At 64.5% G+C, this 26,192-nt stretch carries 25 protein-coding genes; 12 read left to right on the forward strand and 13 right to left on the reverse strand.

From position 1 onward, the window contains the following. Positions 1-21 precede the first annotated feature (21 nt). The 3 genes from ACT3TS_RS07000 (at position 22) to ACT3TS_RS07010 (ending at position 2,495) form a co-directional block, all read left to right on the forward strand. The gene (locus tag ACT3TS_RS07000) at positions 22-669 is read left to right on the forward strand and encodes a hypothetical protein (protein WP_444530782.1); all 648 of its coding nucleotides are present in this window, start codon (positions 22-24) and stop codon (positions 667-669) included. 194 nt (positions 670-863) lie between these two features. Continuing rightward, the gene (locus ACT3TS_RS07005) at positions 864-1,481 is read left to right on the forward strand and encodes a DUF47 domain-containing protein (RefSeq protein ID WP_444530783.1); all 618 of its coding nucleotides are present in this window, start codon (positions 864-866) and stop codon (positions 1,479-1,481) included. 3 nt (positions 1,482-1,484) lie between these two features. Continuing rightward, the gene (locus tag ACT3TS_RS07010) at positions 1,485-2,495 is read left to right on the forward strand and encodes an inorganic phosphate transporter (RefSeq protein WP_444530784.1); all 1,011 of its coding nucleotides are present in this window, start codon (positions 1,485-1,487) and stop codon (positions 2,493-2,495) included. Here ACT3TS_RS07010 and ACT3TS_RS07015 read toward each other — a convergent pair. Further along, positions 2,492-3,121 (reverse strand): TetR/AcrR family transcriptional regulator, encoded by a 630-nt coding sequence (locus tag ACT3TS_RS07015; protein WP_444530785.1) that lies wholly within the window; start codon positions 3,119-3,121, stop codon positions 2,492-2,494. The two genes, ACT3TS_RS07010 and ACT3TS_RS07015, sit on opposite strands and share 4 nt — an antisense overlap. Before the next feature lie 56 nt (positions 3,122-3,177). Between ACT3TS_RS07015 and ACT3TS_RS07020 the strand changes: the two genes are divergently transcribed. Continuing rightward, positions 3,178-3,915 carry an SDR family oxidoreductase gene (locus ACT3TS_RS07020; RefSeq protein ID WP_444530786.1) on the forward strand — a complete coding sequence of 246 codons (738 nt, stop codon included), beginning with the start codon at positions 3,178-3,180 and terminating at the stop codon, positions 3,913-3,915. 66 nt (positions 3,916-3,981) lie between these two features. Here ACT3TS_RS07020 and ACT3TS_RS07025 read toward each other — a convergent pair whose 3' ends face one another. Continuing rightward, positions 3,982-4,911 carry a TetR/AcrR family transcriptional regulator gene (locus ACT3TS_RS07025; protein ID WP_444530787.1) on the reverse strand — a complete coding sequence of 310 codons (930 nt, stop codon included), beginning with the start codon at positions 4,909-4,911 and terminating at the stop codon, positions 3,982-3,984. 131 nt (positions 4,912-5,042) lie between these two features. Here ACT3TS_RS07025 and ACT3TS_RS07030 point away from each other — a divergent pair, with 131 nt between their 5' ends. Further along, a complete protein-coding gene (locus ACT3TS_RS07030; protein ID WP_444530788.1) occupies positions 5,043-6,011 on the forward strand; it encodes an ATP-binding cassette domain-containing protein in 969 nt (322 codons plus the stop codon). Continuing rightward, complete coding sequence (locus tag ACT3TS_RS07035; RefSeq protein ID WP_444530789.1) at positions 6,008-6,799, forward strand: ABC transporter permease; 792 nt, start codon at positions 6,008-6,010, stop codon at positions 6,797-6,799. The genes ACT3TS_RS07030 and ACT3TS_RS07035 overlap by 4 nt, the downstream gene beginning before the upstream one ends. A 93-nt stretch (positions 6,800-6,892) precedes the next feature. Here ACT3TS_RS07035 and pstB read toward each other — a convergent pair whose 3' ends face one another. From pstB to pstS, 4 genes are read right to left on the reverse strand one after another with little or no spacing between them, the layout of a single operon-like run. Continuing rightward, complete coding sequence (pstB, locus tag ACT3TS_RS07040) at positions 6,893-7,672, reverse strand: phosphate ABC transporter ATP-binding protein PstB (RefSeq protein ID WP_444530790.1); 780 nt, start codon at positions 7,670-7,672, stop codon at positions 6,893-6,895. A 25-nt stretch (positions 7,673-7,697) separates the two neighbouring features. Then, on the reverse strand, positions 7,698-8,804 hold the full coding sequence (gene pstA / locus ACT3TS_RS07045) for a phosphate ABC transporter permease PstA (RefSeq protein ID WP_444530791.1): 1,107 nt from the start codon (positions 8,802-8,804) through the stop codon (positions 7,698-7,700). After that, positions 8,804-9,751: a phosphate ABC transporter permease subunit PstC gene (gene pstC, locus ACT3TS_RS07050; RefSeq protein ID WP_444530792.1), complete on the reverse strand. Its 948-nt coding sequence runs from the start codon at positions 9,749-9,751 to the stop codon at positions 8,804-8,806. Before pstC ends, pstA begins: the two co-directional genes overlap by 1 nt. Positions 9,752-9,772: 21 nt before the next feature. Beyond that, positions 9,773-10,885 (reverse strand): phosphate ABC transporter substrate-binding protein PstS, encoded by a 1,113-nt coding sequence (pstS, locus tag ACT3TS_RS07055; protein ID WP_444530793.1) that lies wholly within the window; start codon positions 10,883-10,885, stop codon positions 9,773-9,775. A 350-nt stretch (positions 10,886-11,235) separates the two neighbouring features. Here pstS and ACT3TS_RS07060 point away from each other — a divergent pair, with 350 nt between their 5' ends. The 5 genes from ACT3TS_RS07060 to disA all read left to right on the forward strand — a co-directional run bounded on the left by ACT3TS_RS07060 (position 11,236) and on the right by disA (position 17,395). Further along, positions 11,236-12,990, forward strand: coding sequence for an MDR family MFS transporter (locus ACT3TS_RS07060; protein WP_444530853.1), 1,755 nt, complete (start codon positions 11,236-11,238; stop codon positions 12,988-12,990). A 1-nt stretch (position 12,991) separates the two neighbouring features. Further along, positions 12,992-13,480: a MarR family winged helix-turn-helix transcriptional regulator gene (locus tag ACT3TS_RS07065; RefSeq protein ID WP_444530794.1), complete on the forward strand. Its 489-nt coding sequence runs from the start codon at positions 12,992-12,994 to the stop codon at positions 13,478-13,480. Positions 13,481-13,519: 39 nt separating this feature from the next. Continuing rightward, positions 13,520-14,638 (forward strand): FUSC family protein, encoded by a 1,119-nt coding sequence (locus ACT3TS_RS07070; RefSeq protein WP_444530795.1) that lies wholly within the window; start codon positions 13,520-13,522, stop codon positions 14,636-14,638. An 81-nt stretch (positions 14,639-14,719) separates the two neighbouring features. Continuing rightward, a complete protein-coding gene (radA, locus tag ACT3TS_RS07075; RefSeq protein ID WP_444530796.1) occupies positions 14,720-16,141 on the forward strand; it encodes a DNA repair protein RadA in 1,422 nt (473 codons plus the stop codon). A 183-nt stretch (positions 16,142-16,324) separates the two neighbouring features. Further along, a complete protein-coding gene (disA, locus tag ACT3TS_RS07080) occupies positions 16,325-17,395 on the forward strand; it encodes a DNA integrity scanning diadenylate cyclase DisA (RefSeq protein ID WP_444530797.1) in 1,071 nt (356 codons plus the stop codon). A 31-nt stretch (positions 17,396-17,426) separates the two neighbouring features. Here disA and ACT3TS_RS07085 read toward each other — a convergent pair whose 3' ends face one another. Continuing rightward, positions 17,427-18,038 carry a hypothetical protein gene (locus ACT3TS_RS07085; RefSeq protein WP_444530798.1) on the reverse strand — a complete coding sequence of 204 codons (612 nt, stop codon included), beginning with the start codon at positions 18,036-18,038 and terminating at the stop codon, positions 17,427-17,429. A gap of 485 nt (positions 18,039-18,523) precedes the next feature. On the opposite strand from ACT3TS_RS07085, the gene ACT3TS_RS07090 reads away from it, so the two are divergent. After that, a complete protein-coding gene (locus ACT3TS_RS07090; RefSeq protein ID WP_444530799.1) occupies positions 18,524-19,495 on the forward strand; it encodes an A/G-specific adenine glycosylase in 972 nt (323 codons plus the stop codon). A gap of 153 nt (positions 19,496-19,648) precedes the next feature. Here ACT3TS_RS07090 and dhaM read toward each other — a convergent pair whose 3' ends face one another. The 6 genes from dhaM to ACT3TS_RS07120 all read right to left on the reverse strand — a co-directional run bounded on the left by dhaM (position 19,649) and on the right by ACT3TS_RS07120 (position 26,060). Beyond that, complete coding sequence (dhaM, locus tag ACT3TS_RS07095) at positions 19,649-20,377, reverse strand: dihydroxyacetone kinase phosphoryl donor subunit DhaM (protein WP_444530800.1); 729 nt, start codon at positions 20,375-20,377, stop codon at positions 19,649-19,651. After that, on the reverse strand, positions 20,374-21,021 hold the full coding sequence (gene dhaL, locus ACT3TS_RS07100) for a dihydroxyacetone kinase subunit DhaL (RefSeq protein ID WP_444530801.1): 648 nt from the start codon (positions 21,019-21,021) through the stop codon (positions 20,374-20,376). The genes dhaM and dhaL overlap by 4 nt, the downstream gene beginning before the upstream one ends. Further along, positions 21,022-22,023, reverse strand: a complete 1,002-nt coding sequence (dhaK, locus tag ACT3TS_RS07105) for a dihydroxyacetone kinase subunit DhaK (protein ID WP_444530802.1) — start codon at positions 22,021-22,023, stop codon at positions 21,022-21,024. A 67-nt stretch (positions 22,024-22,090) separates the two neighbouring features. After that, the gene (locus ACT3TS_RS07110; RefSeq protein ID WP_444530803.1) at positions 22,091-22,639 is read right to left on the reverse strand and encodes an amino-acid N-acetyltransferase; all 549 of its coding nucleotides are present in this window, start codon (positions 22,637-22,639) and stop codon (positions 22,091-22,093) included. 9 nt (positions 22,640-22,648) lie between these two features. After that, positions 22,649-23,377 (reverse strand): TMEM175 family protein, encoded by a 729-nt coding sequence (locus ACT3TS_RS07115; protein WP_444530804.1) that lies wholly within the window; start codon positions 23,375-23,377, stop codon positions 22,649-22,651. A gap of 190 nt (positions 23,378-23,567) precedes the next feature. Further along, entirely contained in the window at positions 23,568-26,060 is a 2,493-nt protein-coding gene (locus ACT3TS_RS07120) for an ATP-dependent Clp protease ATP-binding subunit (RefSeq protein WP_444530805.1), read from the reverse strand. Positions 26,061-26,192 lie beyond the last annotated feature (132 nt).

Below are 26,192 nucleotides of genomic sequence, written 5' to 3' on the forward strand. Positions count from 1 at the left end.
CAGCGGGGGTAGTGTCGTGTCATGAATGATCGACCAGTCAGCAACGCCCCCCGACCGCACAAGCCAGTGCCCTTTGCACCGGCCGACTTTGAGCCGTTTGCAGGTGGCACCGACCCCGCACGCGTCTCGGAGGCCGCCCACCTCGCCGCCCGCGCACTTGTGCACAGCGGCCGGGCCAGCAACGACCCCGAGATCACCAAGCGCCTGGTGAAACTTGCCGACAAGCAGGGCCTTGAGGCCATCGCCGAGATGTGGGCGGCCAGCCCCGCCCGCTCCCTGCCCGGCGCGCTCTGGCGCCTCTACGCCTTGCGTGCGGCAACGCTGCAGGACCCCGAGGGCATCAGCGTCTTCTTCCGTGCGGGCCAGCAAAAAGCCCAGGTCGCCAACGCCGTCGCCGGTGTAGCGGAGCCTCCGGGCGCCGAGGAAGTCACCGTCATGGCTGACGCCATTCTCTCCGGCGCGTTCGACGGCGATTTTGACGTTGCGCTTGAACGTTCCGCGGCGTTTTGCCGGGTCATTGCGCTGGGCCAGGCGACGCTGGCTGTTGAGCGTGAAGTCGCTCACCCCGAGCATTCGGCCGCCCTGACGAAAAAAGCCCACCAGTTGGTGCGAACAGCGGAAGATCTCGAGGGCGCTGCCAAGTCGTGGCGCAAGGGCGAACTCGACTAACCACAGGCTCCGGTTGACAGTCGGGCCAAGACGTACGAGACTGAAAGCGGTGTCGAACCGTGGAACCCCCGGGCTCCATTTTATAGCCGCTTTGAGCGGCCCAGTGCCGAGAGGCGCTCCCGGTTCGGCACCACTTTTATGCCGTGAATCTAACCGGATATCCCGTTCGATCCGCCAACAAAAAGGCCGCAAAAGTGAAGCTTCGACTTTTCCCCCAGGAGACTGCCGGGCTTCAGGCACTGGCCGGCATGGCCGAACAGGCCCTCGCAGGAACACACACCCTGGCCGAGCTTCTGGGCGCCGGCCGGGCCGACTTTTCTTCCCTGGCCGAATCGCTGCGCCAACACGAAGCCGCCTCCACGGCAAGTTTCGCCACGCTCCTGACGACCATGCGCACCAGCTTCATCAACCCGCTGCCGCGCGAGGATCTGTATGTCCTGGGGCGGCTGCTGAACGAGACCAGCGAGGTCCTCACGGGCGCCGGGGAACTCATTGAGCTGTACACCCTTGACCGCATTCCTGCCCGGGTCAGCGACCAGCTGGAAATCCTGTCCCGCCAAGCCGAGTTGACAGTCGCGGCCATGCGGTCGCTGAACGACCTTGACAGCCTGGAGGACTATTGGCTGGAGGTCCTGCGCCTGGCGAAGCGGGCCGACCACACCCACCGCGCCGTCGTTGCCGAATTGCTGGCGGCCCACAGCGCCACCACCTTCACGAAGTATCGGATGCTGGCCGACCAGTTCGCGGCGGCCAGCCGCCAGATGCGGACGGTTGCCACGCAGGTCGGCAGCATCATCGTCAAGGAATCCTGACTGTTGGTCGCCGCCCTGCTCAGTGCCGTGATCGTCACTGCGGCGATATTCGCGTTCCTGAACGGTTTCCGCGATGCCTCGTCCGCCGTCGCGCTTTCAGTGCGCACCCGCGCCCTGACTCCTGCGGCCGCCCTCCTGCTGGCAGGTCTGTTCAACTGTGTTGGCGCGCTGGCCAGTGTGCCGCTGACGGCGGTCTTTGCGGAGAAGCTGTTCACCGTTCCACCGGGGCGCAATGGGCTGATTCTGCTGCTGGCGGCGCTGGTCGGGGCCAGCCTGTGGGGCGTGTACCTTTGGTGGCGCGGCTTCCCGTCCTCGTCCACGCATGCCTTGATCAGCGCGCTGGTCGGGGCGTCCCTGGGGTCGACCATCATGGGCCACCCCCCGCTGGAGGGCATCAACAACACCATGCTGGTGCTGGTGCTTCTGCCGCTGCTGGTCTCCCCCGTCGTTGCCTTCGTGCTTGGTTTCGCCGCGGTTTACCCCACGTCCTGGGCGGCCCGGAACTCCGCGCCAAACCTGGTGAACAAGCGCACCCGGCAGCTGCAGTCGGTGGCGGGTGCCGCCGTGGCATTTGGGCACGGCCTCCAGGACGGCCAGCGCACGACGGCGGTCGTCTTGTTTGCGCTGATAGCGGCCGGCACCATCGGGGCCGGGGAAATGCCACTGTGGGTGCCGATTTTTACCGCCGGGCTGCTCACCCTCGGGACCTTGTTTGGCGGCTGGCGGATCTCCTACACCCTGGGGCACCGGATCGTCCGGATCGATCCCATGCGCGGTTTCGTGGCGCAGATGGTGGCTGCGGGGCTGTTGTTCATTGGCGCGATCGGCCTGCACATGCCGCTGTCCACAACCCACACCGTCACGGCGGCCATCGCGGGTGCCGGCGCGAACCAGCGCTTCGCAGCAACAAACGGCCGGGTGTTGACCAAGATTGCCGGCGCGTGGATTGCGACCCCCATTGCCTGCATGTCGCTGGGGGCGTTGTTCGTCCTGGCACTTTCACCGCTCAGCTAGGCGTCCCGCTGCGCCGGTGATGCTCCCAGCAATGCGTTGCTGACGAGTTCCTCGGCAAATTCAATCGTGAGGGGCTCATCCGGGATCAGGAGCCGGTGGTAGCACGCCCCCCAGAGCTGGTCCACGATAATCTGCAGGGAAAAACCTTCCCTGAGCTGCCCTCGCTCCCGGGCCCGCTGCAGGTACGCGATTGCCAAGTCCCGCCGCGGGCGGGAGTAGGACACGGAGAACGCCTGCCGCAGCGCCGGATCAGTTTGTGCCGCACCCACCAGCTCCGCAATGACGGAGCCAGCACCTTCCCTTGTCATCAGGTGCACGAACGCGCGCAGCTGCGTGCGCAGATCCGCCGCAATGTCGCCGGTATCCGGGAACTCAAGTGTGTGTTCCACCCGATTAAAGTAAGCCTCGGCAGCCAACGCTCCGGCACTCGGCCACCATTTGTACAGGGTCGTCTTGCTGGCACCGGCGCGCGCCGCGACCCTGTCGAAGGTGACCGCGGCCAGGCCTTGATCGAACAGCAGCTCAGCGGCGGCGGCAAGCACCCTCTTCCGCACTTCAGCGGCCGGCCGACGGCCCCGGCCCGGACGCACCGGCGAGAGATCAGCTGAAAAAGAATTTATGGACATGGTGTTCATTATCGCATATTCTCATAAATGTACTCAACGTTCATATAGGAGATGCAATGGAACAGCAACAGCTCCGCAGCGCAATCGTGACCGGCGCCTCGGGAGGAATCGGCCGCGCCGTGGCCAGGCGGCTCGCTGCCGACGGACTGGCCGTCGTCGCCCACTACGGCGGGAATCGGGTGCGCGCCGAAGAAACCGTCACCGAGATCAACTCCGCCGGCGGCCGCGCCATCGCCGTGGGTGGCGATGTCGCGGACGAACAGTCCATGGCAGCCCTTTTTGACAGCGCGGAAGAGGAGTTTGGTGGCATCGACGTCGTCGTGCACACCGCAGGCATCATGCCACTGGCACCCGTGGCCGAACTGGACCTGGAGGTTTTCGACCAGGTTCAGCTCATCAACGTGCGGGGAACGGCCGTCGTTGCACAACAGGCAGCCCGGCGTGTGCGCCCGGGCGGGGCGGTCGTGCTGTTTTCAACCAGCATCACGCGCCTCCAGTCGCCGGGCTACGCAGCGTACGCGATGTCCAAGGGTGCCGTGGAGGCACTCACCCTGATCCTGGCCCGCGAGCTGCGCGGCCGTGACATCACGGTCAACACGGTTGCGCCGGGACCCACCGATACGCCGCTGTTCCGCGAGGGCAAGCCGGCGCAGCTCATCGAGACCATTGCCGGCCTGAACCCCATGGGGCGGCTGGGGACGCCGGAGGACATTGCGGATGTCGTCGCCACCCTGGCCGGGCCTGTCCGCTGGATCAACGGCCAGGTCCTGCACGCCAATGGAGGCGCCGCGTAAGCCACGCGCCCGGGAGCTCGGCGGGATCGCCGTCGTCGAAGTGAACGTTCACCCGGCAACGGCCCGTCACTTCTTGCCGGCCGCCTCAAGTTCAAGGGCTTTCTTGACGGCTTCGCGTTCCTTCTTCAGCGCCTCACGAAGCTTGGTTTCCGCTTCCCGGCGGGCCTTGACAGCCTCGCGAACGGATTTGTCCCGCGGGTAGACCCGCGCCGCGACAGGCTCAGGTGCGGCCACCGGCCCGTCGGCTTCCCGCTGTGCGATCAGGTGGGCAATGCCGTCGAGGATGCGTTCCAGGCCAAAGTCGAAATCGTCATGTTCCTGCCCCGGCGGATCATTGTCCGTATAGGCGCCTGACTGCAATATCCGGTGCAGGTGCGGGAACCTTTCTTCGGTCACAAGCAGCCCAAGTATCCCGGGCACGTCCAGACCGGCACCAACTGCGCCCGCTTCACGGGACCTGGACACATCGCGCTCCACCACGCCAACCTCACGGCCATAGGTGGACAGCAGCAAAACCGTGGACATTTTCTCCTGGTCGTCCAGCGGCAGCGCCGCCATGCAGCCCAAGCCCCAGTCCACGATGGCGAGATTGCCGGGCGTCACGGGCGCCCCGGCAATGGGAATGTCCAGGTACCAGGGATGCAGGCGCACCACGTTCACCGAGGCCAGCGCAAATTCGCGCAGCCCCTGCCGCCAGCCGAGCACACTGTCCATCGGCGGCATCATGAACGACGCACAGGCCGCATCCTGCATCAACAGCAGCAAGTCATCCTTGCTGGTCACATACCTGTACAGCGACATCGTTGTGAAGCCCAGCTCGGCAGCCACCTTGGCCATGGACACCGCAGCCAGCCCGCCCTCGTCGGCGAGCGCCATGGCGGTGTCCACGATGCGTTCCACGCTCATTTCCCGCTTGGGGCCGCGTTGCGGGTTTGCGGCCAGCCCCCAGCTCAACGCCACGGCGTGTGGGATGCCGTTTTCCAGTGGATCCGTCATGGCCTGCCTTTCGCACCGCCAAACAATTCTGCATTCATTCGTTGACAGCCTAGCAAAGAACTGTTTACACTCTACACATAACCGCGTATGCCATATACAGTTTACGCCTTACACAATAGGAGGAGACGAGCATGGAAGCCATGATCCAAACCCGGGGCCTGCGCAAGGCCCACGGGGCGCACACCGTTTTGTCCGGCGTCGACCTGGACGTCCAGCAGGGTGAGATCTTTGCGCTGCTGGGCCCCAACGGGGCCGGCAAGACCACGACCATCAACATCCTGAGCACGCTGCTGCGCCCCGATGGTGGCGCCGCGTTTGTCCACGGCCACAACGTCGCAACCAACCCTGCCGCCGTCCGCCGGGCCATCAGCCTGACCGGGCAGTTTTCGGCCGTGGACGACTTTCAGACCGGCGCGGAAAACCTCATGATGATGTGCCGGCTCGGCCGCCTCAACCCGGCGGACTCCCGGCGTCGCACCGAAGAATTACTGGAGCGGTTCGAACTCCAGGATGCTGCCCAGCGCCGGGTCGCCCTGTATTCCGGCGGCATGCGGCGCCGGCTGGACCTGGCCATCAGCCTCATCACGAACCCGCAAATCGTCTTCCTCGACGAACCCACCACCGGCCTCGACCCGCACAGCCGGGCCCGCATGTGGTCCGTTGTGAAGGAACTCGCCGCCGCCGGCAGCACCATCCTGCTGACCACCCAATACCTCGAGGAGGCGGACCAGCTCGCCGACCGGGTGGCCGTCCTCAACCAAGGCACCATCGTCGCCAGCGACTCCCCCACCGAGCTGAAGTCCCGGCTCAGCGGCGACAGCGTGGAGCTCACCTTCGGCCGGCAGGAGGACTATTCCCGTGCCCGCACGCTGCTGCCCGGATTTACCGCGGACGACGTCGGCAGCCTCACCTTGCGATTTAGCGCCCCCAACAGTGCGGCAACCCTCAGCGAACTGTTGAAAACCGCCGGTGACCACGCCCTGGAGATCACCGGCGTGGCTGTCATCAAGCCCTCACTTGACGACGTCTTCCTGGCCCTGACAGGCGCCGCCCGCAACTCCGCGGAATCAAAAATCAACCTGAAAGCAGATGCAGCATGAGTTCCCTCCAGATCACCCGCCCCGCGCCAACCGCCAGCCGGCCCCTCAACGACATTGGCGCCATGGTCGGGCGCGAAACCCGGCGGCTGTTGCGCAGCGTCGACGCGCTCGTGACGGCCCTGGCCATCCCCGTCTCCATCATGCTCGTCTTCGTGGTCGTCTTCGGCGGTGCCATTGAAAGCGACGGCCGCTACATCAACTACGTGGTCCCCGGCGTGTTGATCCTCTGCACCGGCTTCGGCTCGGCCGCGACCGCCGTTTCGGTGGCCCAGGACATGCACTCGGGCACCTTCGACCGGTTCAAGACGATGCCGATCTTCGGCCCGGCGGTGCTTTTCGGCCACGTCGTCGCCAGTGTGGTGCGCAACCTCGTGGCCAGCGCCGCGGTGTTTGGGGTGGCACTCCTGCTGGGCTTCCGCCCCGACGCCACGGCGGACCGCTACATCCTGGCGGCGCTGTACCTGGTGCTGCTGATAACCGCGTTCACCTGGTTGAGCTGTGCCGCCGGGCTGCTGCTCAGCGTCGACGCGGCGGGCAGCCTGAACTTCGTTTTCCTGTTCCTGCCTTACGTCAGCAGCGGCTTCGTCGCGACAGACACCATGCCGGCCTGGTTGCAGGGTTTCGCCACCTACCAGCCGTTCACGCCCATCATCGAGACCCTCCGGAGCCTGCTGGCCGGCACCCCCATGGGCTGGTACGGCTGGGCGGCGATCCTGTGGCTGGGCGGCATTGGCCTGGTCAGCTGCGTTGCGGCGACGATGATTCACCGGAAACGCACCGCACGCTAGCTGCACCCGCTCGACGACGGCGACACCCACCGCTGAGGTGGGTGTCGCCGTCGTCCGTTGAAAAGCTGGGAGCGGGCAGCTGGGCCCGCGTCCCTACCCGAAGCGGCCGGAGACGTAATCCTCTGTTGACTTCTCTGCCGGGTTGTTGAAGATGGTGGCCGTTTCGGCAAACTCGATCAGCTTGCCGGGCTTGCCGGTGCCGGCGATGTTGAAGAAGGCGGTCTTGTCGGAGACGCGGGCGGCCTGCTGCATGTTGTGCGTGACAATGACGACCGTGTATTCGTCCTTGAGCTCGTTGATGAGGTCCTCAATGGCGAGCGTGGAGATCGGGTCAAGGGCGGAGCACGGCTCGTCCATCAAGATCACGTCCGGGGACACGGCGATGGCGCGGGCGATGCACAGGCGCTGCTGCTGGCCGCCGGAGAGCCCCGAGCCGGGCTTCTCGAGCCGGTCCTTGACCTCATTCCACAGGTTGGCGCTGCGGAGCGACTTCTCCACGAGCGCGTCGGCGTCCGACTTGGGCATGCGGCGGCTGTTCAGCTTCACGCCCGCCAGCACGTTGTCGCGGATGCTCATGGTGGGGAACGGGTTGGGCCGCTGGAAGACCATGCCGATCTGGCTGCGCACCGTGACCGGGTCGACGCCGTCGGCGTACAGGTTGTCGCCGTCCAGCAGGACCTTGCCTTCGACGCGGGCGCCGGGGATGACCTCGTGCATGCGGTTCAAGGTGCGCAGGAACGTGGACTTGCCACAGCCCGACGGGCCGATGAAGGCGGTCACGGACTTGGCGTCGAGCGTGATGCTGACGTCCTCCACGGCACGGAAATCACCGTAGTACACATTCAAATCGCTGACATCAATACGTTTGGACATAACTAAAGTTCCATTCACAAATAATTTAGCGGCCGGTTTTCGGCGCAAAGAGGCGGGCCACCAGGCGGGCACCGAGGTTCAGGAGCATGACAAGGATGATCAACAGCAGCGCCGCAGCCCAGGCACGCTGGGTGGACGGGTCGGGGTTCGACGGCGAGGTGGGCGTCATGATCTGCGTGTAGATGAACGTTGGCAGGGAGGACATCCACCCGGAGAAAACGTTCATGTTGATCGTGGAGGCAAACCCTGCCGTCACCAGCAGCGGCGCGGTTTCGCCGATGACCCGGGCGATGGCCAGGGTGACGCCCGAGGCAATGCCCGAGATCGCCGTCGGAATGACCACCTTCAGGATGGTGCGCCATTTGCGCACGCCCAGGGCGTACGCGGCCTCGCGCAGCTCGTTGGGCACAATCTTGAGCATTTCCTCACTGGAGCGCACCACCACCGGGATCATCAGCACTGAAAGGGCGACGGCGGCCACGAAGCCGGTCTTGGTGCCCGGACCCAGGATCATGGCAAAGAAGGCTGCCGCGAACAGGCCCGCAACGATCGAGGGGATGCCCGTCATGACGTCGACAAGGAACGTGATGACCTTCGAGAAACGGTTGCCGCCGCTGTACTCCACCAGGTAAATGGCGGTGAGCAGGCCCACCGGAACCGAGATGATGGTGGCCCAGAGGGTGATCAGCACGGAGCCCACGAGTGCATGGTAAACACCGCCAAGGACGGGGGTGCCGTCGTTCACCGATGCATTGTCGACGGCGCCTGTCACCCCGTTCATCGAGGTGCTCAGGAAGCCGGGGGTCAACAGGCCGGGAACACCGTTGACAAGCACCGTCCAAATGACCGAGACGAGCGGGAGCAGGGCCACGAGGAAGGCGCCAACAACCAGCGAGGTCATCATCTTGTCAGTGGCTTTGCGGCGTCCTTCCACCACTGCGGCCGCCGTGACGTTGGCGGCGGCGAAAAGCACTGCCGAAAGCACTGCCCAGCCAAAGACGTGGAAGCCGATGAGGGACATCAGCGCGGCGGCCACAATGACGGCACTGACGGCGATCACATAGGGGGTGTAGCGGGGCAGGCGGCCGCGGGTCAGCGCGGAGCGCTTGCGTTCGGTCATGAGCGTGGCCATCAGTTGGCTCCCGAGAATTCTTTGTGGCGGTTGATGATCCATCGGGCAACCATGTTGACCACCAGGGTGATGAGGAACAGCACGAGGCCGGCCGCGATGAGTTCGTGCATGCGCAGGCCGAAGGCTTCCGGGAAGTTCAGGGCGATCTCGGCGGCAATGGTCTGGTTGCCGGAACGGATCAAGGAGGCGATCAACGGCCCGGAGGAAAGGACCAGTGCCACGGCCATGGTCTCACCAAGCGCCCGGCCCAGTCCCAGCATGACGGCGCTGATGATGCCGCCGCGGGCAAAGGGCAGAACAGCCATGCGGATCATTTCCCATCGGGTGGCACCCAACGCCAACGCCGCTTCTTGGTGCAGCATGGGTGCCTGCAGGAAAATCTCCCGGGTGAGTGAGGCAATGATGGGCAGCACCATGACTGCCAGCACAATGCCGGCCGTCAAAATGGTCTTGCCGGTGCCCGACGCGGGACCGCCAAAGATGGGGATCCAGCCGGCGTTCTCGGCCAGCCACGCGTAGGGTGCCTTCAGCTGGGACGCCAGGAAGCTGGCACCCCAGGCGCCGTAGATGACTGACGGGATGGCTGCCAGGAGGTCCACCACATAGCCCAGGCCGCGGGCAAGGCTGCGGGGGGCGTAGTGGGAGATGAACAAGGCCACTGCCACGCCGATGGGCGTGGCGATGAGCAGGGCGATCGTGGCTGCGATCAGCGTGCCAATGACAATCGGGAAGATGTAGGCGAAGAACCCTTCGCCCCCGGTGATCTCGCTTGCTGGCGCGCCAAAGGTCGGCATGGCCTGAACAACGAGGAACAGGGCCACGGCAAGCAGCACAGCAACAATCAGCGCACCGGCGGCCAAGGCCGCACCGGAGAATACCTTGTCTCCGATGCGGCCTGTCCCGGCTTGCCCAGCTCCTGCTTTGGGTTTGAGCTTTGTGGTGGACAATCTAGTGCCTTCTACTGATGATTACTTGGCGACGCTGATGGAGTCGATCGAGGCCTTGGCCTTGGTCGCCAATTCGGCTGACAACGGTGCGCTCTTGGCTGCATCCGCGGACTGCTTCTGGCCTTCATCGCTGAGGACAAAGGTGCCGAAGGCCTTGACCAGGTCGGCAGTGGCAGCGTCCGGGTAGCTGGCGCAGAACACGCCGTAGGAAACCAGGATCGCGGGGTAGGCCCCGGCAGCCGTGGTCTTGCGGTCCAGCTTCATGGAGAGGTCGTTGGCCGAGCGGCCTTCAACGACTGTTGCTGCGTCGACGGCCTTGGCAGCTGCCTCCGCGGTGACGGGCACAAAGGAGTCGCCAACCTTCAGCTCAGCCTTGCCCAAAGCATCCGTCACGGCCGAGTCGTCGGCGTACGTGATGGCTCCGGCCGTCTCGGTGACCGTCTTGACGACCCCCGAGGTGCCCTTGGCGTTCTCGCCCGGCAATGCGGCGGGCCAGTCGCCCGACTTCTCATCCGTCCATACCGTCTCGGCAGCTGCCGCAAGGTAGTCGGTGAAGTTCTCGGTGGTGCCCGAGTTGTCCGAGCGGTGCACGGGCGTGATGGCCAGGTCCGGCAGGGTTGCATCCGGGTTGTCAGCCTTGATGGCTTCGTCGTTCCAGTTTTTGATGTCGCCGCGGAAGATCTTCGCGATGGTGTCGGCGTCGAGCTTGAGCTCCTTGACCCCTTCAACGTTGAACGCGACGGCGATCGGTGAGATGTACCAGGGGACGTTGATGGCGCCGTCGGGGCCGCACTTCTCCTGGGCCGAGACGAGTTCTTCGTCCTTCAGGTAGGCATCCGAGCCGGCAAACTGCACCGCGCCGGCAATAAGGGCCTTGCGTCCTGCGCCGGAACCTTCAGGGGAGTACTGGATCTTGGCCTCGGGGTTGCCGGACTCGAAGCCGGCCTTCCAGGCGTCCATGGCTGCCGAGATGGAGCTGGCGCCCGTTCCGGTCAGGGTGCCGGTGGCGGAGGGGCCGGCGTTTGCCGACGCGCCGTTGCCGGAGTCCACCACTGCGTCGGTGCCGCAAGCTGTCAGTGCCAATGCGCCGACGGTGAGTACTGCTGCCACGCGGCCAATGTGAAGTGCCTTCACGCTTTTTACCTCTTCGATGGGTGTCTTGGGATCTCGTACTCCTTGAGCGTAGGAGCCGCAGGTGAAGCAACACCCAGCACTGGGTGAACGGAAGGTTAACGCTGCGGGGATTCTTTGAATTCAAGCGCGACGCCGGTCACATGCCTGCCACTTTTGCGGCACCATGCGCCGTCCTCAAGACCGCACCGGACCCTCCACACTTGATGCAGTTCACAAGAAAATGCGTTGCCCTGCAGGAGGCAAATATATATAGTTGACATACATCAACCAATCATCCGTTATTTTTTGGAGCCCTTTTGTCCCAGACACCCACCACCGCAAAGACCGCCCCCGGGCTGTCCGAATCGGGCATGACCCACCGCCAGGTGATGCAGTCGCTGACAGGCCTGCTCATGGGCATGTTTGTCTCAATCCTCGCCGGAACCGTTGTCTCCACGTCGCTTCCGGTCATCCTTTCGGACTTGAACGGCACCCAGACGGCCTACACCTGGGTTGTCACGGCCACCCTGCTGGCCACCACAATTTCAACCCCCATCTGGGGCAAGCTGGCCGACCTGTCCAACCGCAAGCTGCTGTTGCAGCTGTCCTTGCTGGTGTTTGTGATCGCCTCGGCCATCGCCGGCTTCTCCCAGGACACGTCAATGCTCATCACCATGCGCGTCTTCCAGGGACTGGGCGCCGGCGGTTTGACGGCACTGACCCAGATCGTCATGGCCGACATCATCTCCCCGCGTGAGCGCGGCAAGTACATGGGCCTGTTCGGTGCCGTCATGGCCCTGGGCACGGTTGGTGGTCCGCTGATTGGCGGCTTCATCACCGACGCCATCAACTGGCGCTGGAACTTCTTCGTGGCCCTGCCGTTTGCTGCCATCGCCATCATCTTGATTCAAAAGACCCTCCACCTGCCCGTCCAGCCCAAGCGCAAGGTCAGCATTGACTACGCCGGCATCGCACTTCTTTCTGCCGGCGTCTCGCTGCTCTTGATCTGGGTCTCCCTGGCCGGGAGCCAGTTCGACTGGGCCAGCACCGCCACCTTGGTGATGGTCGGCGGCGCAGTAGTGGCCCTGGTTGCCTTCGTCATCGTGGAGCTCAAAGCTTCCGAGCCGATCATCCCGCTGACCATGTTCAAGAACCGCACATTTACGCTCTCCGTGGTCGCCTCCATCTCCGTGGGCGTGTCGATGTTCGGCACCTCCGTGTTCCTGGCCCAGTACATGCAGCTGGCCCGCGGCGCCAACGCCACCCAGTCGGGGCTGATGACCATCCCGATGATGGCGGGGCTGCTGATCATCTCCACGGTTGCCGGGGCAATGATTTCCAAGTACGGCAAATGGAAGGCCATCATGGTCGTCGGTTCCGTACTCCAGTTGGTGGGCCTGTACCTTCTTGGCACCATCCACTACGACACAAACTTCGTGCTGGTCTCCGTCTACATGTTCCTGCTGGGTGCGGGCTTGGGCATGGTCATGCAGAACCTGGTGTTGATCGTTCAAAACGCCGTCACCCCCGCCGAGATCGGCGTGGCAAGCTCCGGCATCGCGTTCTTCCGCTCCCTTGGCGGAACGATCGGCGTCTCGGTTCTGGGTGCCCTCATGGCAACCAAGGTGGTGGACCTGATGGCCGGCAAGTCAGCCGAACTGCAGGCAGCCATCGCCGGACTTGGCGAGAAGGGCAAGGACATTGGCGCAGCCCTCGCCAGCGGCAGCATCCCCTCCGTCCACGGCCTGCCGGATTCGGTGCGCACCATCATCGAATCCAGTTACGGTGACTCCGTGGCGTTCGTCTTCATGGTCGCTGCACCGCTGAGCATCCTCACCATCCTGGCCGTGGTCTTCATGCCCAACCTGGAGTTGAGCAGCCAGACCCGGGACGAGCGCGAGAAGAGCGACGCCGCAGCCAGTGCCGGCCTGAACCAGGAACTGTCGGCCGCCGAGCAGAATGTCGTTGACGTCAGCGAGGCCCTCGTGGCGGTCACGCCCGGCCCGGCCGCGGCTTCCGCCCCGGACACCACAGGCGATATGGCCACCACAGGCGGCCTTGAGACCTCAGGCGGCTTTGAATCCTTGGGCGATCTTGAGTCCGAGGATGCCGGGGCGCGGAGCTGACATGAGTTGCGCCAACGATCCCCGTGAGCTGCCCCCGCCCGCACCTGCCACCGGCCAGGACCTGCCAGGCGCCATTGCGGACGTCGAAAAACAGTTTGGTGCCATGGTCGTCAAGACCCGGAACAGCATCAGGAAGCGCGCCGCAGCCATCCACCCGGAACTGCAGCCGATGGGCTTCAAGGTGCTCACCATCCTGGCCAGATCAGGCCCGGCCCAGCAGGTGGCGCTCGCGCAGGAGATGGCTGCGGACAAGGCCGTCATGAGCCGCACCATCAAGCAGCTCGAAGAGCTCGGGCTGGTCAGCCGCATCCCCGACCCCAGCGACGGCAGGGCCATGCTGGTGGACATGACAGCGGACACGCAAAGGAAGTACGACGCGTCGCTGTCGCACGCCCGCCGCCTGCTGCACGAGCGGCTGGCAACCTGGGACGCCGGCGAGGTCCGCCGTTTCGCCGACCTTCTTGGCCGCTTGAACGACAGCATGGACTGACGCGCCGGCCCTGTCCAGCTCTGACATAGACTGGTTCCCATGCCAGAGCTGGACAGGCCCGCCAAAACAGTCATTTTCCTGAAGCGGCGTGCCCGTTTGGGGTTGCGCCGCAGCTGGAATTCGGTGCTCCCGGCGCTGATGATGGCCGTCTGTGCCGTGGCCGCCTATTACTTCTCCGAGCTTGTCCTGGGCCACCAGGGACCGTTGTTTGCCGCGACGAGCGCCATTATCGCGCTGGGATTCTCACGGGATCCACGCCTGCGCCGCGTGCTTGAAGTGGGGCTTGGCTGCACCATCGGCATTGCCGTGGGCGACATGTTGCTGCACTGGCTTGGCTCCGGCATCTGGCAGGCGGCCCTGGTGCTTTTCCTGTCGATCCTGCTGGCACGGTTCCTCGACAGCGGCGCCATCTTCACCACCCAGCTGGCCCTGCAGTCCCTGCTGGTGGTGTTGCTGCCAATTCCGGCCGGCGGGCCATTCACCCGCAGCCTTGACGCCATCGTTGGCGGCTGCTTCGCCCTGGCCGCAACATTCCTGGTGCCGAGGGATCCCCGCCGCGAGCCCAAGGATGACCTCAAGGAAGTTCTGGGCGAACTCTCCCTGGTGCTGCGGGAATGTGCTTCCGCCTTGTCGTACAACGATTCCACGACCGCCTGGCACGCCCTTGTCCGCGCCCGCAGCCAACAGCCGCGGATTGACTCCATGCGCCAGGGGCTGCGCGCCTCGGTTGAAATTGCCAGGCTGTCCCCGCTGTACCGGCGGCACCTGCAGGAAGTTGAGGGCCTGACGAAACTGATGGTCCATGTGGACTACGCCATGCGGTCAAGCCGTGTCCTGGCCCGGCGGCTGGCAAGCGTGATCAACAATGCGGCACTTTCGGACTCCGGCACCGTGCACCTTGCCGAGGCGCTCAGCGGGACGGCAGGGGCGGTGGATGAGCTTGCCGCAGCCTTGTCGGACACAACGTCCCGGTCCACGCTGAGCCACGCCAGGGATTCGCTGGCCGACATTGCCATCCGGCTGCACCCGGGCGCGTTGGAGATCACGCGCATGGAGGGTGAGGCTGTCGTGCTGCTGTTCCGCACGCTCATGGTGGACCTTTTGGAGACAGCCAAAATGGAACCCGCCGAAGCCAGGTCGCTGCTGCCGAAACTTTAGCTGCCGCCCTCGCCGGGGCGGAAACACACGACCCGGCGGGCGGCAGACATCGGTGTCGGTGCCCGGCGATAGGCTTGGACCATGGCAACAAAGACCGCTAAGACCGCAAAAACGAACGCCGGGCAAAACTTCCGCTGCACCGAATGCGGCTGGACTGCCGTCAAATGGGTGGGGCGTTGTGGCGAATGCCAGGCGTGGGGCACCCTGGATGAAATCGGGACAGTGGTCGTCAGGACGACGGCTGCCACAACCGTGGTGAACCCCGCCCAGCTGATCTCCGAGGTGGACGCCTCCCAGGCCGCCCACAATCTCACCGGTGTGCCCGAGCTCGACCGCGTATTGGGCGGCGGCATGGTCCCCGGCGCCGTGATCCTGCTGGCGGGGGAACCCGGCGTCGGAAAATCCACGCTGCTGCTGGACGTGGCGGCAAAGTTTGCCCGCAACGAACATGGGCGGGAACCGAAAAAAGTCCTGTACCTAACGGGTGAGGAGTCCGCCGCCCAGGTGAAGCTGCGTGCCGAACGCATTGGCGCCGTGGCCGAAACCCTGTATCTCGGCGCTGAAACCGATCTTGGCACGGCCCTTGGCCAGGTTGAGGCGGTGCAGCCGGCCCTGTTGATTGTCGACTCGGTGCAGACCTTCAGCAGCGCAATGATTGACGGCAGCGCCGGCGGGGTGTCGCAGGTGCGGGAGGTTGCGGCCTCGCTCATTGCCGCGGCCAAGCGCCTGAACATGACCACCCTGCTGGTCGGGCATGTGACCAAGGACGGTTCCATTGCCGGGCCCCGCCTGCTCGAACACCTTGTCGACGTCGTCTGCCAGTTCGACGGCGAGCGTCACTCCCGGCTGCGCCTGTTGCGCGCAGTGAAGAACAGGTACGGCCAAACCGACGAGGTTGGCTGCTTTGACCTCACCGATGACGGCATTGAAGGCCTGGCCGATCCCAGCGGACTGTTCACGTCCAGGACGAGCCAGCCGGTGTCCGGAACCTGCATCACCGTGACAATGGAAGGGCGCCGGCCCCTGCTTGCCGAAGTTCAGGCCCTGCTGACGCCGGCGTTGGGTTCCCAACCCCGGCGGACGGTGAGCGGCCTGGATTCCACCCGCATTGGCATGCTGCTGGCCGTGCTGCAGCAGCGGGCCGGGCTGCGCCTGGATGCCGACGACAGTTATGTGGCAACTGTCGGCGGGGCCAGGTTGAGCGAGCCGGCCATGGACCTGGCCGTGGCCATGTCCATTGTTTCGGCCAAGACCAACAATCCCGTCCACAACAAAATGGTTGCGTTTGGCGAGGTGGGGCTGGCCGGGGAGGTCCGGCCCGTGCCCGGCATCAACCAGCGCATTCACGAGGCCAGCCGCCTTGGCTACTCCTACGCGCTGATCCCCCGCAGCGCGGCGGGCCCCGGGACCATCCCGCCCGATTTCACCGTAAAGGAGATCGAACACATCGCCGAAGCCACCGAAATCATCCTCCACGGCGCCCCCGAGCCCCACCGCAACTGACCGGCCCAAGGGGTTTGAACCCCAAAATACCCGCCGATATTCGGCCTGTATCGGGCATAATTGGCCAAAAGGACGAAGACGTCCTGTCGAATTGGACAAGCCAGCCCATGGATCCGCGGATTCCCCACTATTATGGGCATTGGTACTCGCGCGGATTCCCGTGCTTGAAAAGAAGGATCCTCCATGCTTCGCAGTCCCGAAGAGGCCCTGAAGGCCACTCTCGCCCGTGTCGCGCCGGGAACCCAGCTGCGTGACGGGCTGGAACGCATTCTTCGCGGGCGCACGGGGGCCCTGATTGTGCTCGGTTCAGACAAGACGATTGACAGCCTGTGCTCCGGCGGTTTTGAAATTGGCATAGATTTTGCCGCCACAAGTTTGCGTGAACTGGCGAAAATGGACGGCGCCATTGTGTGCGACCGCGACGTCACCAAAATCCTGCGTGCAGCCGTCCAGCTGGTGCCGGATCCCAGCATTGAAACCCAGGAGTCAGGCACCCGCCACCGCACGGCCGAGCGTGTTGCCATCCAGACGGGCGTGCCGGTGGTTTCGGTGAGCCAGTCAATGCAGATCATTGCCCTCTACGTTGACGGCCTGCGCTACGTTCTGGAGGGTTCCGAAAAGGTCCTGGCCCGCGCCAACCAGGCGTTGGCCACCCTGGAACGGTACCGTGCCCGCCTCGACCAGGTGACAAGCTCGCTCTCGGCGCTGGAGATTGAGGCCATGGTCACCGTCCGGGACGTGGCCGTCACCTTGCAACGCCATGAAATGGTGCGCAGGATTTCAGAGGAAATCGCGCAGTACGTCCTTGAGCTCGGTGTTGACGGGCGGCTGCTCTCCCTGCAATTGGAAGAACTCTCAACCACCCGCGGTTCGGGCGCCGACATGGTCATCCGCGACTACACGGATCCCGGCTCAACCGACGTTGAGGGCGCTGTGGCGGCCCTGCAGGAGATCGACCAGGCGGACTTGATTGATCTGGGCCTCATTGCGGGCGTCGTGGGCCTGACCAGCGGCAACGACTCCCTCGACGCCATCATCCAGCCCCGCGGCTACCGCTTGGTGTCTGGGTTGAAGGCGGTGCCCCGCGCAGTTGCCGGACGACTTGTCGACCACTTTGGCGGCCTGCAGAACTTGATGGCGGCCACCATTGACGAGCTGATGATGGTTGACGGCATTGGGGAGTTGCGTGCCCGCAATGTCCGCGAGGGCTTGTCCCGCATTGCCGAGGCCAGCCTGCTGGACCGCTTCCTATAAGCCGGTCCCCGCGGCCTGCAGCAGCGTGTCGTCACTCGAGCGTGAAGGTGACCTTTTCGCTTGACCACTTGCCGAGGGTTGCCACAAACGCGTATGTGGCCCCGCCGCGCCCGGGCTGGCTCTCCACAGCGGCACATTCAGGGGCGTTGCGGTTCACCTTCCACACAAAGTTTGCGGACTCCGAGGCCCCCGGAGCCAGGTTCTTCACCAGGTCGGTGGGGTCCAGCTGGCAGTTCTTGGAGTTGAAGATGATGTCATCGCCACTGGTGATTTTATATTCCATTTGGCTGGTGCCCACGTTGATGTCGCAGGGCGCCTTGCCGGAGTTGGTCACGCGCAGGGTCAGGACGGGCGACTCCTCCGGCCCGTAGGCCGGCTTGTCGACGGCCGCCGCCACCTTGATGCCCGCTTCGTCGCACACGGCCGACGGCGGCGTGCCTGGTTTCGCCGCAGGCTTGGCTTTCGCGGTGCTGCCGTTGGCACCCGGCCCAGTCCCGGCGTCGTTGTTGGTGCCACCAACAAGACCTGCCAGGAAGAATCCGCCGGCCACAAGCCCGCCGATGACAAGCAGGACCAAAATTACCGCCACCAACCGGCGCCGGCGATACACCTTGGCCGATACCCGTGGCTTGGGGGCAGGCATGGAAGAGGGCGTCCTGCCCGCTCCGGATTTTCCTGTAGTTCCCACCTCCCAAGCTTATCCAAGGCTTGGGCGGGACACGGCAAACCACGCCGCCGCAGCCGCTGTGTGATGGACGCTGCCTCCCGCTCGGATTTCACCTGGCGCTTTCAAAGACATCGTCCCTTTGCCCGGCCACCGCCGCAGCGAACTTTTCCGCGATCCCGGGCTTCCCCCCATGGCACCTCACAACGGACGGTTTAACAAGAAATGCCGGTACGCAATGCGTCCGGCAAGGAGTGTGGAGCGTGTGTGGGTAGACTTTCACGGGGCGGATAATTGTTGCTTGCAATCCACAAAATCATTGAGCCGATGCGTGGCTGTTTCTCCGGACCACGTTGCATTTGGAGACAATCTGCGCAGGCGCAGCATTTGGATGCCCCCGGAGGGCTTTGCCCTGCGAGTGGGAATGGACCGCTCGTACAGCAGCCAACTGCCAAAGGAAACACATGCCCCGCCCTGCTTTGCCCACCGCACCCCGCCCTGCCTTGCCCACCGTGCCCCACAGCGTCCTCCACGCACGCATCACCGAGTGGTTCCAGCGCGAGGCCCGGGACCTGCCGTGGCGTGGCGGCTGCTCGGCATGGGGTGTCCTTGTCAGCGAGATCATGCTCCAGCAAACTCCCGTAATCCGGGTGCAGCCCGTGTGGGAGGAGTGGCTGCAGCGCTGGCCAACACCGGCTGAGTTCGCCGCAGCGGCGCCAGCAGACGTGCTGCGTGCGTGGGGCAGGCTGGGCTATCCGCGGAGGGCATTGCGGCTGCATGCCGCGGCGGCGGAAATCGTTGAAAAACACAACGGTGCCGTGCCGGACAACTATGACGAGCTGTTGGAACTCCCCGGAGTGGGCACCTACACCGCAGCGGCAGTTGCTGCGTTTGCGTTTGGTCGGCGCACCACTGTTGTCGACACCAACATCCGCCGCGTCCACGCCCGGCTTGTCATTGGCCAGGCCCTGCCCGCCCCGGCATTGACGGCGGCTGAAATGGCCCTGGCCGCGCAGCTGCTGCCGCGGGACACCGGCGAATCAGTGCTGTGGAACGCCGCCGCGATGGAATTGGGAGCGCTCATTTGCACCGCCCGCAGCCCGAAATGCAACGACTGCCCGGTCTTGGACAAATGTGCCTGGATCGCCGCCGGCCAGCCCGAACCAAGCTACATTCCCAAGGGGCAGCCGTGGGCCGGTACCGACAGGCAGGTTCGCGGCGCCGTCATGGCGGTCCTGCGCGCGGCCAGCTCCCCCGTCCACGCGGACCTGCTGTGGGACGCGGAAGCCGCGGCGCTGCACACGGAGGTGTCGAAGGAACTGGGGAAGCTGCACGCCCTCAACACGCATGCGCCGCAGCTCGAGCGCGCCCTCGCCGGGCTGCTCACCGACGGCCTGGCCACGATGTCAGAAGCGGGCTACCAGCTGCCCAATTGAGAATGCGGCGCGCGAACGGCCGGACCGGCCGGCAGGGATGGATGGGCCACGGAGCGGGGATGGATTCTCACCGCACGGTCCGAGGGACGAGGAACGGGCGAAAAATCTTACTGCCCGCGAGTGGCCCAACCATCCGCGCAACGGCCGGAGGCGTCAGAGTTCGCCGAAGCCCGCCTCAACCTCGCTGCGGACCAGGTCCACGGCCCGTTGGGCGTCGGGCCCCGTCGCCGACACGTTCAGTTCCACGCCTTGTCCCGCGCCGAGGGTCATCAACATCATGACCGACTGCCCGTCCACGCCATTGATCTCAATCTCAACATCCATGGCGCCCAGCTCTCCAGCCAAAACGGCAGCCGGTCGGGCATGCAGGCCCATCGGGTTGATCAACGTGACAACGGCTTGCACGGACTTTTCGTCCCCGCCCCCATCTTCAAGACCGGGTTCGACGTCGGACACCGTGACTGCCGCTGCCTGTGCACCGGCGGGGGCCCCGCCGACGGCTGCGCCCGGGTGCAACGCAGTCTCGGCTGCCTTGCACACAACGTCCAGGGAAGCACCCGACTGGGCCGCAACGGCCGCTGCCACGGCCCCTTCCACCAAGGGTGCGTCGGCGAGCAGCACAGTCTCGGGGCTGCCCAGGAATTCCAGCGCAGATTCGGCTGTCATGACTGCCGAGCCGAGGTCGGTGAGGACCACGGCCCCGTCGCCGGTATCTGCCAGCCCCAGCGCTGTCATGACCTTTTCCAGGGAGGTCCCGATGCCGCCGTCGTCCATGCCGCCGGCAGGAACCAGGACAACAGTGGGGGCCATTTGTGCGGCAAGTTCCACGACGCCTGCGGCGAGCTGGTCGCTGTGCGAGACGATGACGAGACCGACGCTCATGCGTCCGCCCCGGCGGCCTGTGCGGCGGCGCGCAAAATGAGCGCTGAAGAGGCGGCGCCCGGGTCGCGATGGCCGATGGCCCGCTCCCCCAGGTAGCTTGCGCGGCCCTTTCGCGCGATGAGGGGGTCCGTGGAGACGGCACCGGCCTCGGCGGCCGTCGCCGCGGCAGCCAGCACCTCTGCCGGGGCGGCGCCGGAGGCAGACGCCGCCGCGGCAGCGTCGACGGCGGGCGTCCAGGCGTCAATCATCGTTTTCTCACCCACGACTGCCTTGCCGCGGGCGACCACGCCGTCGCGGGCGGCGGCCAGTGCTGTGGCAAGTGTGGCCGCATCAAGTTCGGCGGCGTCGCCGGCCGCCGTGGCCGCACGCAGGAAGGCCGTGCCATACAGCGGTCCGGCCGCCCCGCCCACCTTGGACATCAAGGTCATGGCGGCAAGCTTGAAGGCCGCACCCGGGGTGGCGGGCGGCTCGGCGTCGAGCTTTTCAAGGATGGCGTTGAAGCCGCGATCCATGTTCTCGCCGTGGTCGCCGTCGCCTATGGCACGGTCCAGTTCGCTCAGCGCGACCCGATTTTCGGCCACCACGGCTGCGCTTTTGCGCAGCCAGTCGGCGGCCCAGGCTGCATCCAGTGTTGTGTTTGGCATTTACATCCCCCATCGCAGAGCCGGCGTGTTCACAGGTGCGTCCCACAGCTCGGTCAATTCATCGTCAAGGCGCAGCACCGAAATGGAGCAGCCCTGCATCTCCAGCGCCGTGATGTAGTTGCCCACGAGGGAGCGCTCCACCACCAGGCCTGCTTCCTCCAGCACCTTGGCCGCGTGCCGATACACAATGTAAAGCTCGCTGGCAGGGGTGCCGCCCATACCGTTGACGAACAACAGCACCTTGTCCCCCGGGCTCGGCTTGAGGTCGCTCAGGATCGGCTCCAGGAGGCGCTCGGTGATCCCGTCGGCGTTCTCCATGGGGATCTTGTGGCGGCCCGGTTCGCCGTGGATGCCAATCCCGATCTCGATCTCATTGTCGGCCAGCTCAAAACTGGGCACGCCCGCGTGCGGGACGGTGCAGGCGGAGAGGGCGACACCCATGCTGCGGACGTTGTCGTTGACCCGGTTGCCAATGGCGGCAACACCGGCCAGGTCGTCCCCGCGCTCGGCGGCGGCCCCGGCGATCTTCTCCACCAGGACGGTGCCGGCCACGCCGCGCCGGCCGGCGGTGTACAGCGAATCTTCCACGGCGACGTCGTCGTTCACCAGGACGGTGCGCACGGATACGCCTTCGGCCTCCACCATTTCGGCTGCCGTCTCAAAGTTGAGGACGTCGCCTGTGTAATTCTTCACGATATGCACGACGCCGGCACCGGCGTTCGCAGCGAGGGTGGCGGGAATGATCTGGTCGGGCGTGGGCGAGGTAAACATGGCACCGGGGACGGCCGCGTCCAGCATGCCGAACCCCACGTAGCCCGCATGCAGCGGCTCGTGGCCGCTGCCGCCTCCCGAAATCAAGCCAACCTTGCCCTCGCGCGGGGCATCCTTGCGCGTGACGTACAGCGGGTCGGAATTTACTTTTACGTGGGCGGCGTGTGCCTGGCCGAACCCCTCGACAGATTCATCGACAACTGTTTTGGGATCATTGATGAGCTTTTTCATGGCGAAACCCTCCGATTCACACAGCGTTTGGTGGCGGACCAGATTGGGTTTGGTCCCCCTCTGAACACTACCCGGGAGAGTTCCCCACTGGTAGGGCGGGCAGGGCCCGGATCATGCGCGTGTTGCCCAGGGTGTTGGGCTTGACCCGGGCCAGGTCAAGGAACTCGGCAATGCCCTCATCGGCTGACCGCAACAGTTCCGAGTAGACGGCAGGGTCAACAGGACTCTGGTCGGCCATCACCGTGAAGCCGTTGCGCACGAAGAAGTCCACCTCGAAGGTCAGGCAGAACACGCGGTCGACGCCCAGCGCCTGCGCATTCTCGAGCAGTTTCTCCAGGAGTGCGCGGCCCACCCCTTTGCTGCGCCATTCATCGCTGGTGGCCAGGGTCCGGATTTCGGCCAGGTCCTCCCACATGACGTGCAGCGCCCCACAGCCAACAGTGCGCCCGTCGACCTCCGCGATGAGAAATTCCTGGATGGCCTCAAAATAGGTGACCGATTCCTTGGAAATCAAGATGCGCTTTTCGGCCAGTGGCGCAACCAGGTCCTTGATCGCGTGGACGTCTGAGGTACGGGCGGGCCGGAGGACAATGGCGGGGGCGGTATCGGCAGTCACCGTTTCAGTCTATGACCCCTGCTCGGCGTTTCCTGCACGGGTGGGCAACACGCCCTCCTCCGCCTGGACAAATTTCGCCAGCTGCAATTTGCCGTGCACCACTGACACCGGCCACAGCACTATCCACGCGTACATGGCCCACTCCGGATCCACGAACGCCACAGGAATCGAGAGCACAAACACCACCCACACCGGATCGGCGCCGTGCAGTATCAGGCGATACAGCGGCCCGTCCACCCAGTCGTGCATCAATCCGGCACTGTAGGCGTGCCGCCAGGTCCAGCTTCCAGTCAGGACCAGTCCGGCAACGGTGAACGCGTACAGGACGGGTGGCCATGGTGTTGTCGGCCCGCCTTGGAACAGGATCGACGTTGGCACGGGCAGGAACACCACGAAGAAGAGCATCCACAAATTGCCCACCTGCAGTTTCGCGTCGTAGGCGTTGATGCCGTTGAACCTGCGGTGGTGGGTCAGCCAGGTGCGTCCCACAATGACAAAGCTCAGGACAAATGCCGCAAGTGACGGGATCCTGTCAAGCAGCATCTCGTTGATTCCGTCGCGGGTGATGTCTGCCGGCAGGTCTGGCAGTTTCAGGTCAAGGGCCAGCAACGTCATGGCGATGGCAAATACGGCATCGCTGAAGAACATTGTCCGTTCCGTCCCGTTGCCCCGATCCAGGCGGCGGGCATGTGCCAGCACCCCGGGCGAAACCGGAGCCTTGCCTTTTCCCGCGAACATGTTCACAGTTTCCAACCTATGGCTCAGACGGCCGCCCCGCCAGACCCGGCCACGGTCCAGACCGCAAGCCGGTCGGCGCGCACACCGGAACAGCACCCACAACAAATGCGAAGGGCACACAACCCAGTTAGGTTGTGCGCCCTTCGCCGTGCGTTGCTGCGTTACAGCGTTGCTTCAGTACTGCTTTGCTTCATGATGCCGAGGCTGTGATTGCCTCGGGGATGGTCGGCTTGGCCGTGCCCACAAACGTGAACTTGGCGTCGTCGCCCTCGCCCTCAACACCCACAGTGACAATGTCGCCGTCCTTGAGTTCGCCGAACAAGATCTTCTCGGACAGGTGGTCCTCGATCTCGCGCTGGATCGTGCGGCGCAGCGGCCGGGCACCCATGGCGGGATCGTAGCCCTTGGTGGCGAGCAGGATCTTGGCTGCAGGCGTGAGCTCGATGCCCATGCCCTTGTCAGCCAGGCGGCTCTCCAGGCGTGCAACCATCAGGTCAACGATCTCGATGATCTCCTCCTGCGTCAGCTGCGGGAACACCACCACGTCATCAACACGGTTCAGGAACTCGGGGCGGAAGTGCTGCTTGAGCTCTTGGGTGACCCGGGCCCGCATCCGGCTGTAGCCGGTTTGAGTGTCCGAACCCTGCTGGAAGCCAGTGGCGATCGACTTGGAGATGTCGCGCGTTCCCAAGTTGGTCGTCATGATGATGATGGTGTTCTTGAAGTCAACAACACGGCCCTGGCTGTCGGTCAGGCGACCGTCTTCAAGGATCTGCAACAAGGAGTTGAACAGGTCCGCGTGGGCCTTTTCAACCTCATCAAAGAGCACCACAGAGAACGGGCGGCGGCGGACCTTCTCGGTCAGTTGGCCACCTTCCTCGTAGCCAACATAGCCGGGAGGGGCGCCGAACAAACGAGAAACTGTGTGCTTCTCCGAGTATTCGGACATGTCCAGCGTGATGAGCGCGTCTTCGTCGCCGAAGAGGAACTCAGCAAGGGCCTTGGCCAGTTCGGTCTTGCCAACGCCCGTGGGGCCGGCGAAGATGAACGAGCCACCGGGGCGCTTGGGATCCTTCAACCCCGAGCGCGTGCGGCGGATGGCCTGCGAAATGGACTTGATGGCCTCGTTTTGGCCAACCACGCGCTTGTGGATTTCGTCTTCCATCTTCAGCAGACGCGTGGACTCGGCCTCGGTCAGCTTGAACACGGGGATGCCGGTGGAATTGGCCAGCACTTCGGCGATGAGCTCCTCATCCACCTCGGAGATTTCGTCCAGTCCTCCGGACTTCCACAGGCGTTCCTTTTCGCCACGGGCGGTGATGATCTTTTGTTCGTCATCCCGCAAGGACGCGGCGCCTTCAAAGTCCTGGGCGTCAATGGCGTCTTCCTTGCGCTTCTTGACGGCAGCAATTTCAACGTCCATGGCCTTGAGCTCCGGCGGGGCCGTCATCCGGCGGATGCGCAGGCGCGCACCTGCCTCATCGATGAGGTCAATGGCCTTGTCGGGCAGGAACCTGTCGGAGATGTACCTGTCCGCCAGCGTTGCCGCAGCGGTCAGTGCACCGTCGGTGATGGACACGCGGTGGTGAGCCTCGTAACGGTCGCGCAGTCCCTTGAGGATCTCAATGGTCAGCGGAACTGTTGGTTCCTGCACCTGGATGGGCTGGAAACGGCGCTCGAGCGCAGCATCCTTCTCAATGTGCTTGCGGTACTCATCCAGCGTGGTTGCACCAATGGTCTGCAGCTCGCCGCGGGCCAGCATGGGCTTCAGGATTGAAGCGGCGTCAATGGCACCTTCGGCAGCACCGGCACCAACCAGCGTGTGGATTTCATCGATGAACAAGATGATGTCCCCGCGGGTGCGGATTTCCTTGAGGACCTTCTTCAGGCGCTCTTCAAAGTCGCCTCGGTACCGGGATCCGGCCACGAGTGAGCCGAGGTCAAGGGTGTAGAGCTGCTTGTCCTTGATGGTTTCGGGCACGTCGCCGCGCACAATGGCCTGGGCCAGGCCCTCAACCACCGCGGTCTTGCCCACGCCGGGCTCACCGATGAGGACAGGGTTGTTCTTGGTGCGGCGGGAGAGGATCTGCATGACGCGTTCCATCTCGTGCTCGCGCCCAATGACAGGGTCAAGCTTGTTTTCGCGCGCAGCCTGGGTCAGGTTCCGGCCAAACTGGTCCAAGACCACCGAGCCGGCAGGCTGGCCTTCGGGCTGCCCGCCGCCGCTGGCCACGGGCTCCTTGCCCTGGTAGCCGGAGAGCAGCTGGATAACCTGCTGGCGCACACGGCCCAGATCGGCGCCAAGCTTCACCAGCACCTGGGCGGCAACGCCTTCACCTTCACGGATCAGCCCGAGCAGGATGTGCTCGGTGCCGATGTAGTTGTGGCCCAGTTGCAAGGCCTCACGCAGCGAAAGTTCAAGAACTTTCTTGGCGCGCGGGGTGAAGGGAATGTGCCCGCTGGGAGCCTGCTGCCCCTGCCCAATGATCTCCTGGACTTGTTCCCGGACACCGTCAAGGGAAATGTTCAAGGACTCCAGGGCCTTGGCGGCAACACCTTCACCCTCATGGATGAGGCCGAGCAGAATATGCTCCGTGCCAATGTAATTGTGGTTGAGCATGCGGGCCTCTTCTTGGGCCAGCACAACAACACGTCGGGCTCGATCAGTAAATCGCTCAAACATTTCGCCACACTCCTCTTACTGCGTACTTTGATGCTACGCAGTGCCCGGCCGTTATGGGGGCGTGTTCGCCACAGGGGAAATAGCAAGTGTGCATCCGGGCGGAAGTCTTACTGCTTAAAGGCCGACGGCGGG

Origin of the sequence: Specibacter sp. AOP5-B1-6 (genome assembly GCF_052376555.1) — a bacterium.
Taxonomy (GTDB): domain Bacteria; phylum Actinomycetota; class Actinomycetes; order Actinomycetales; family Micrococcaceae; genus Specibacter.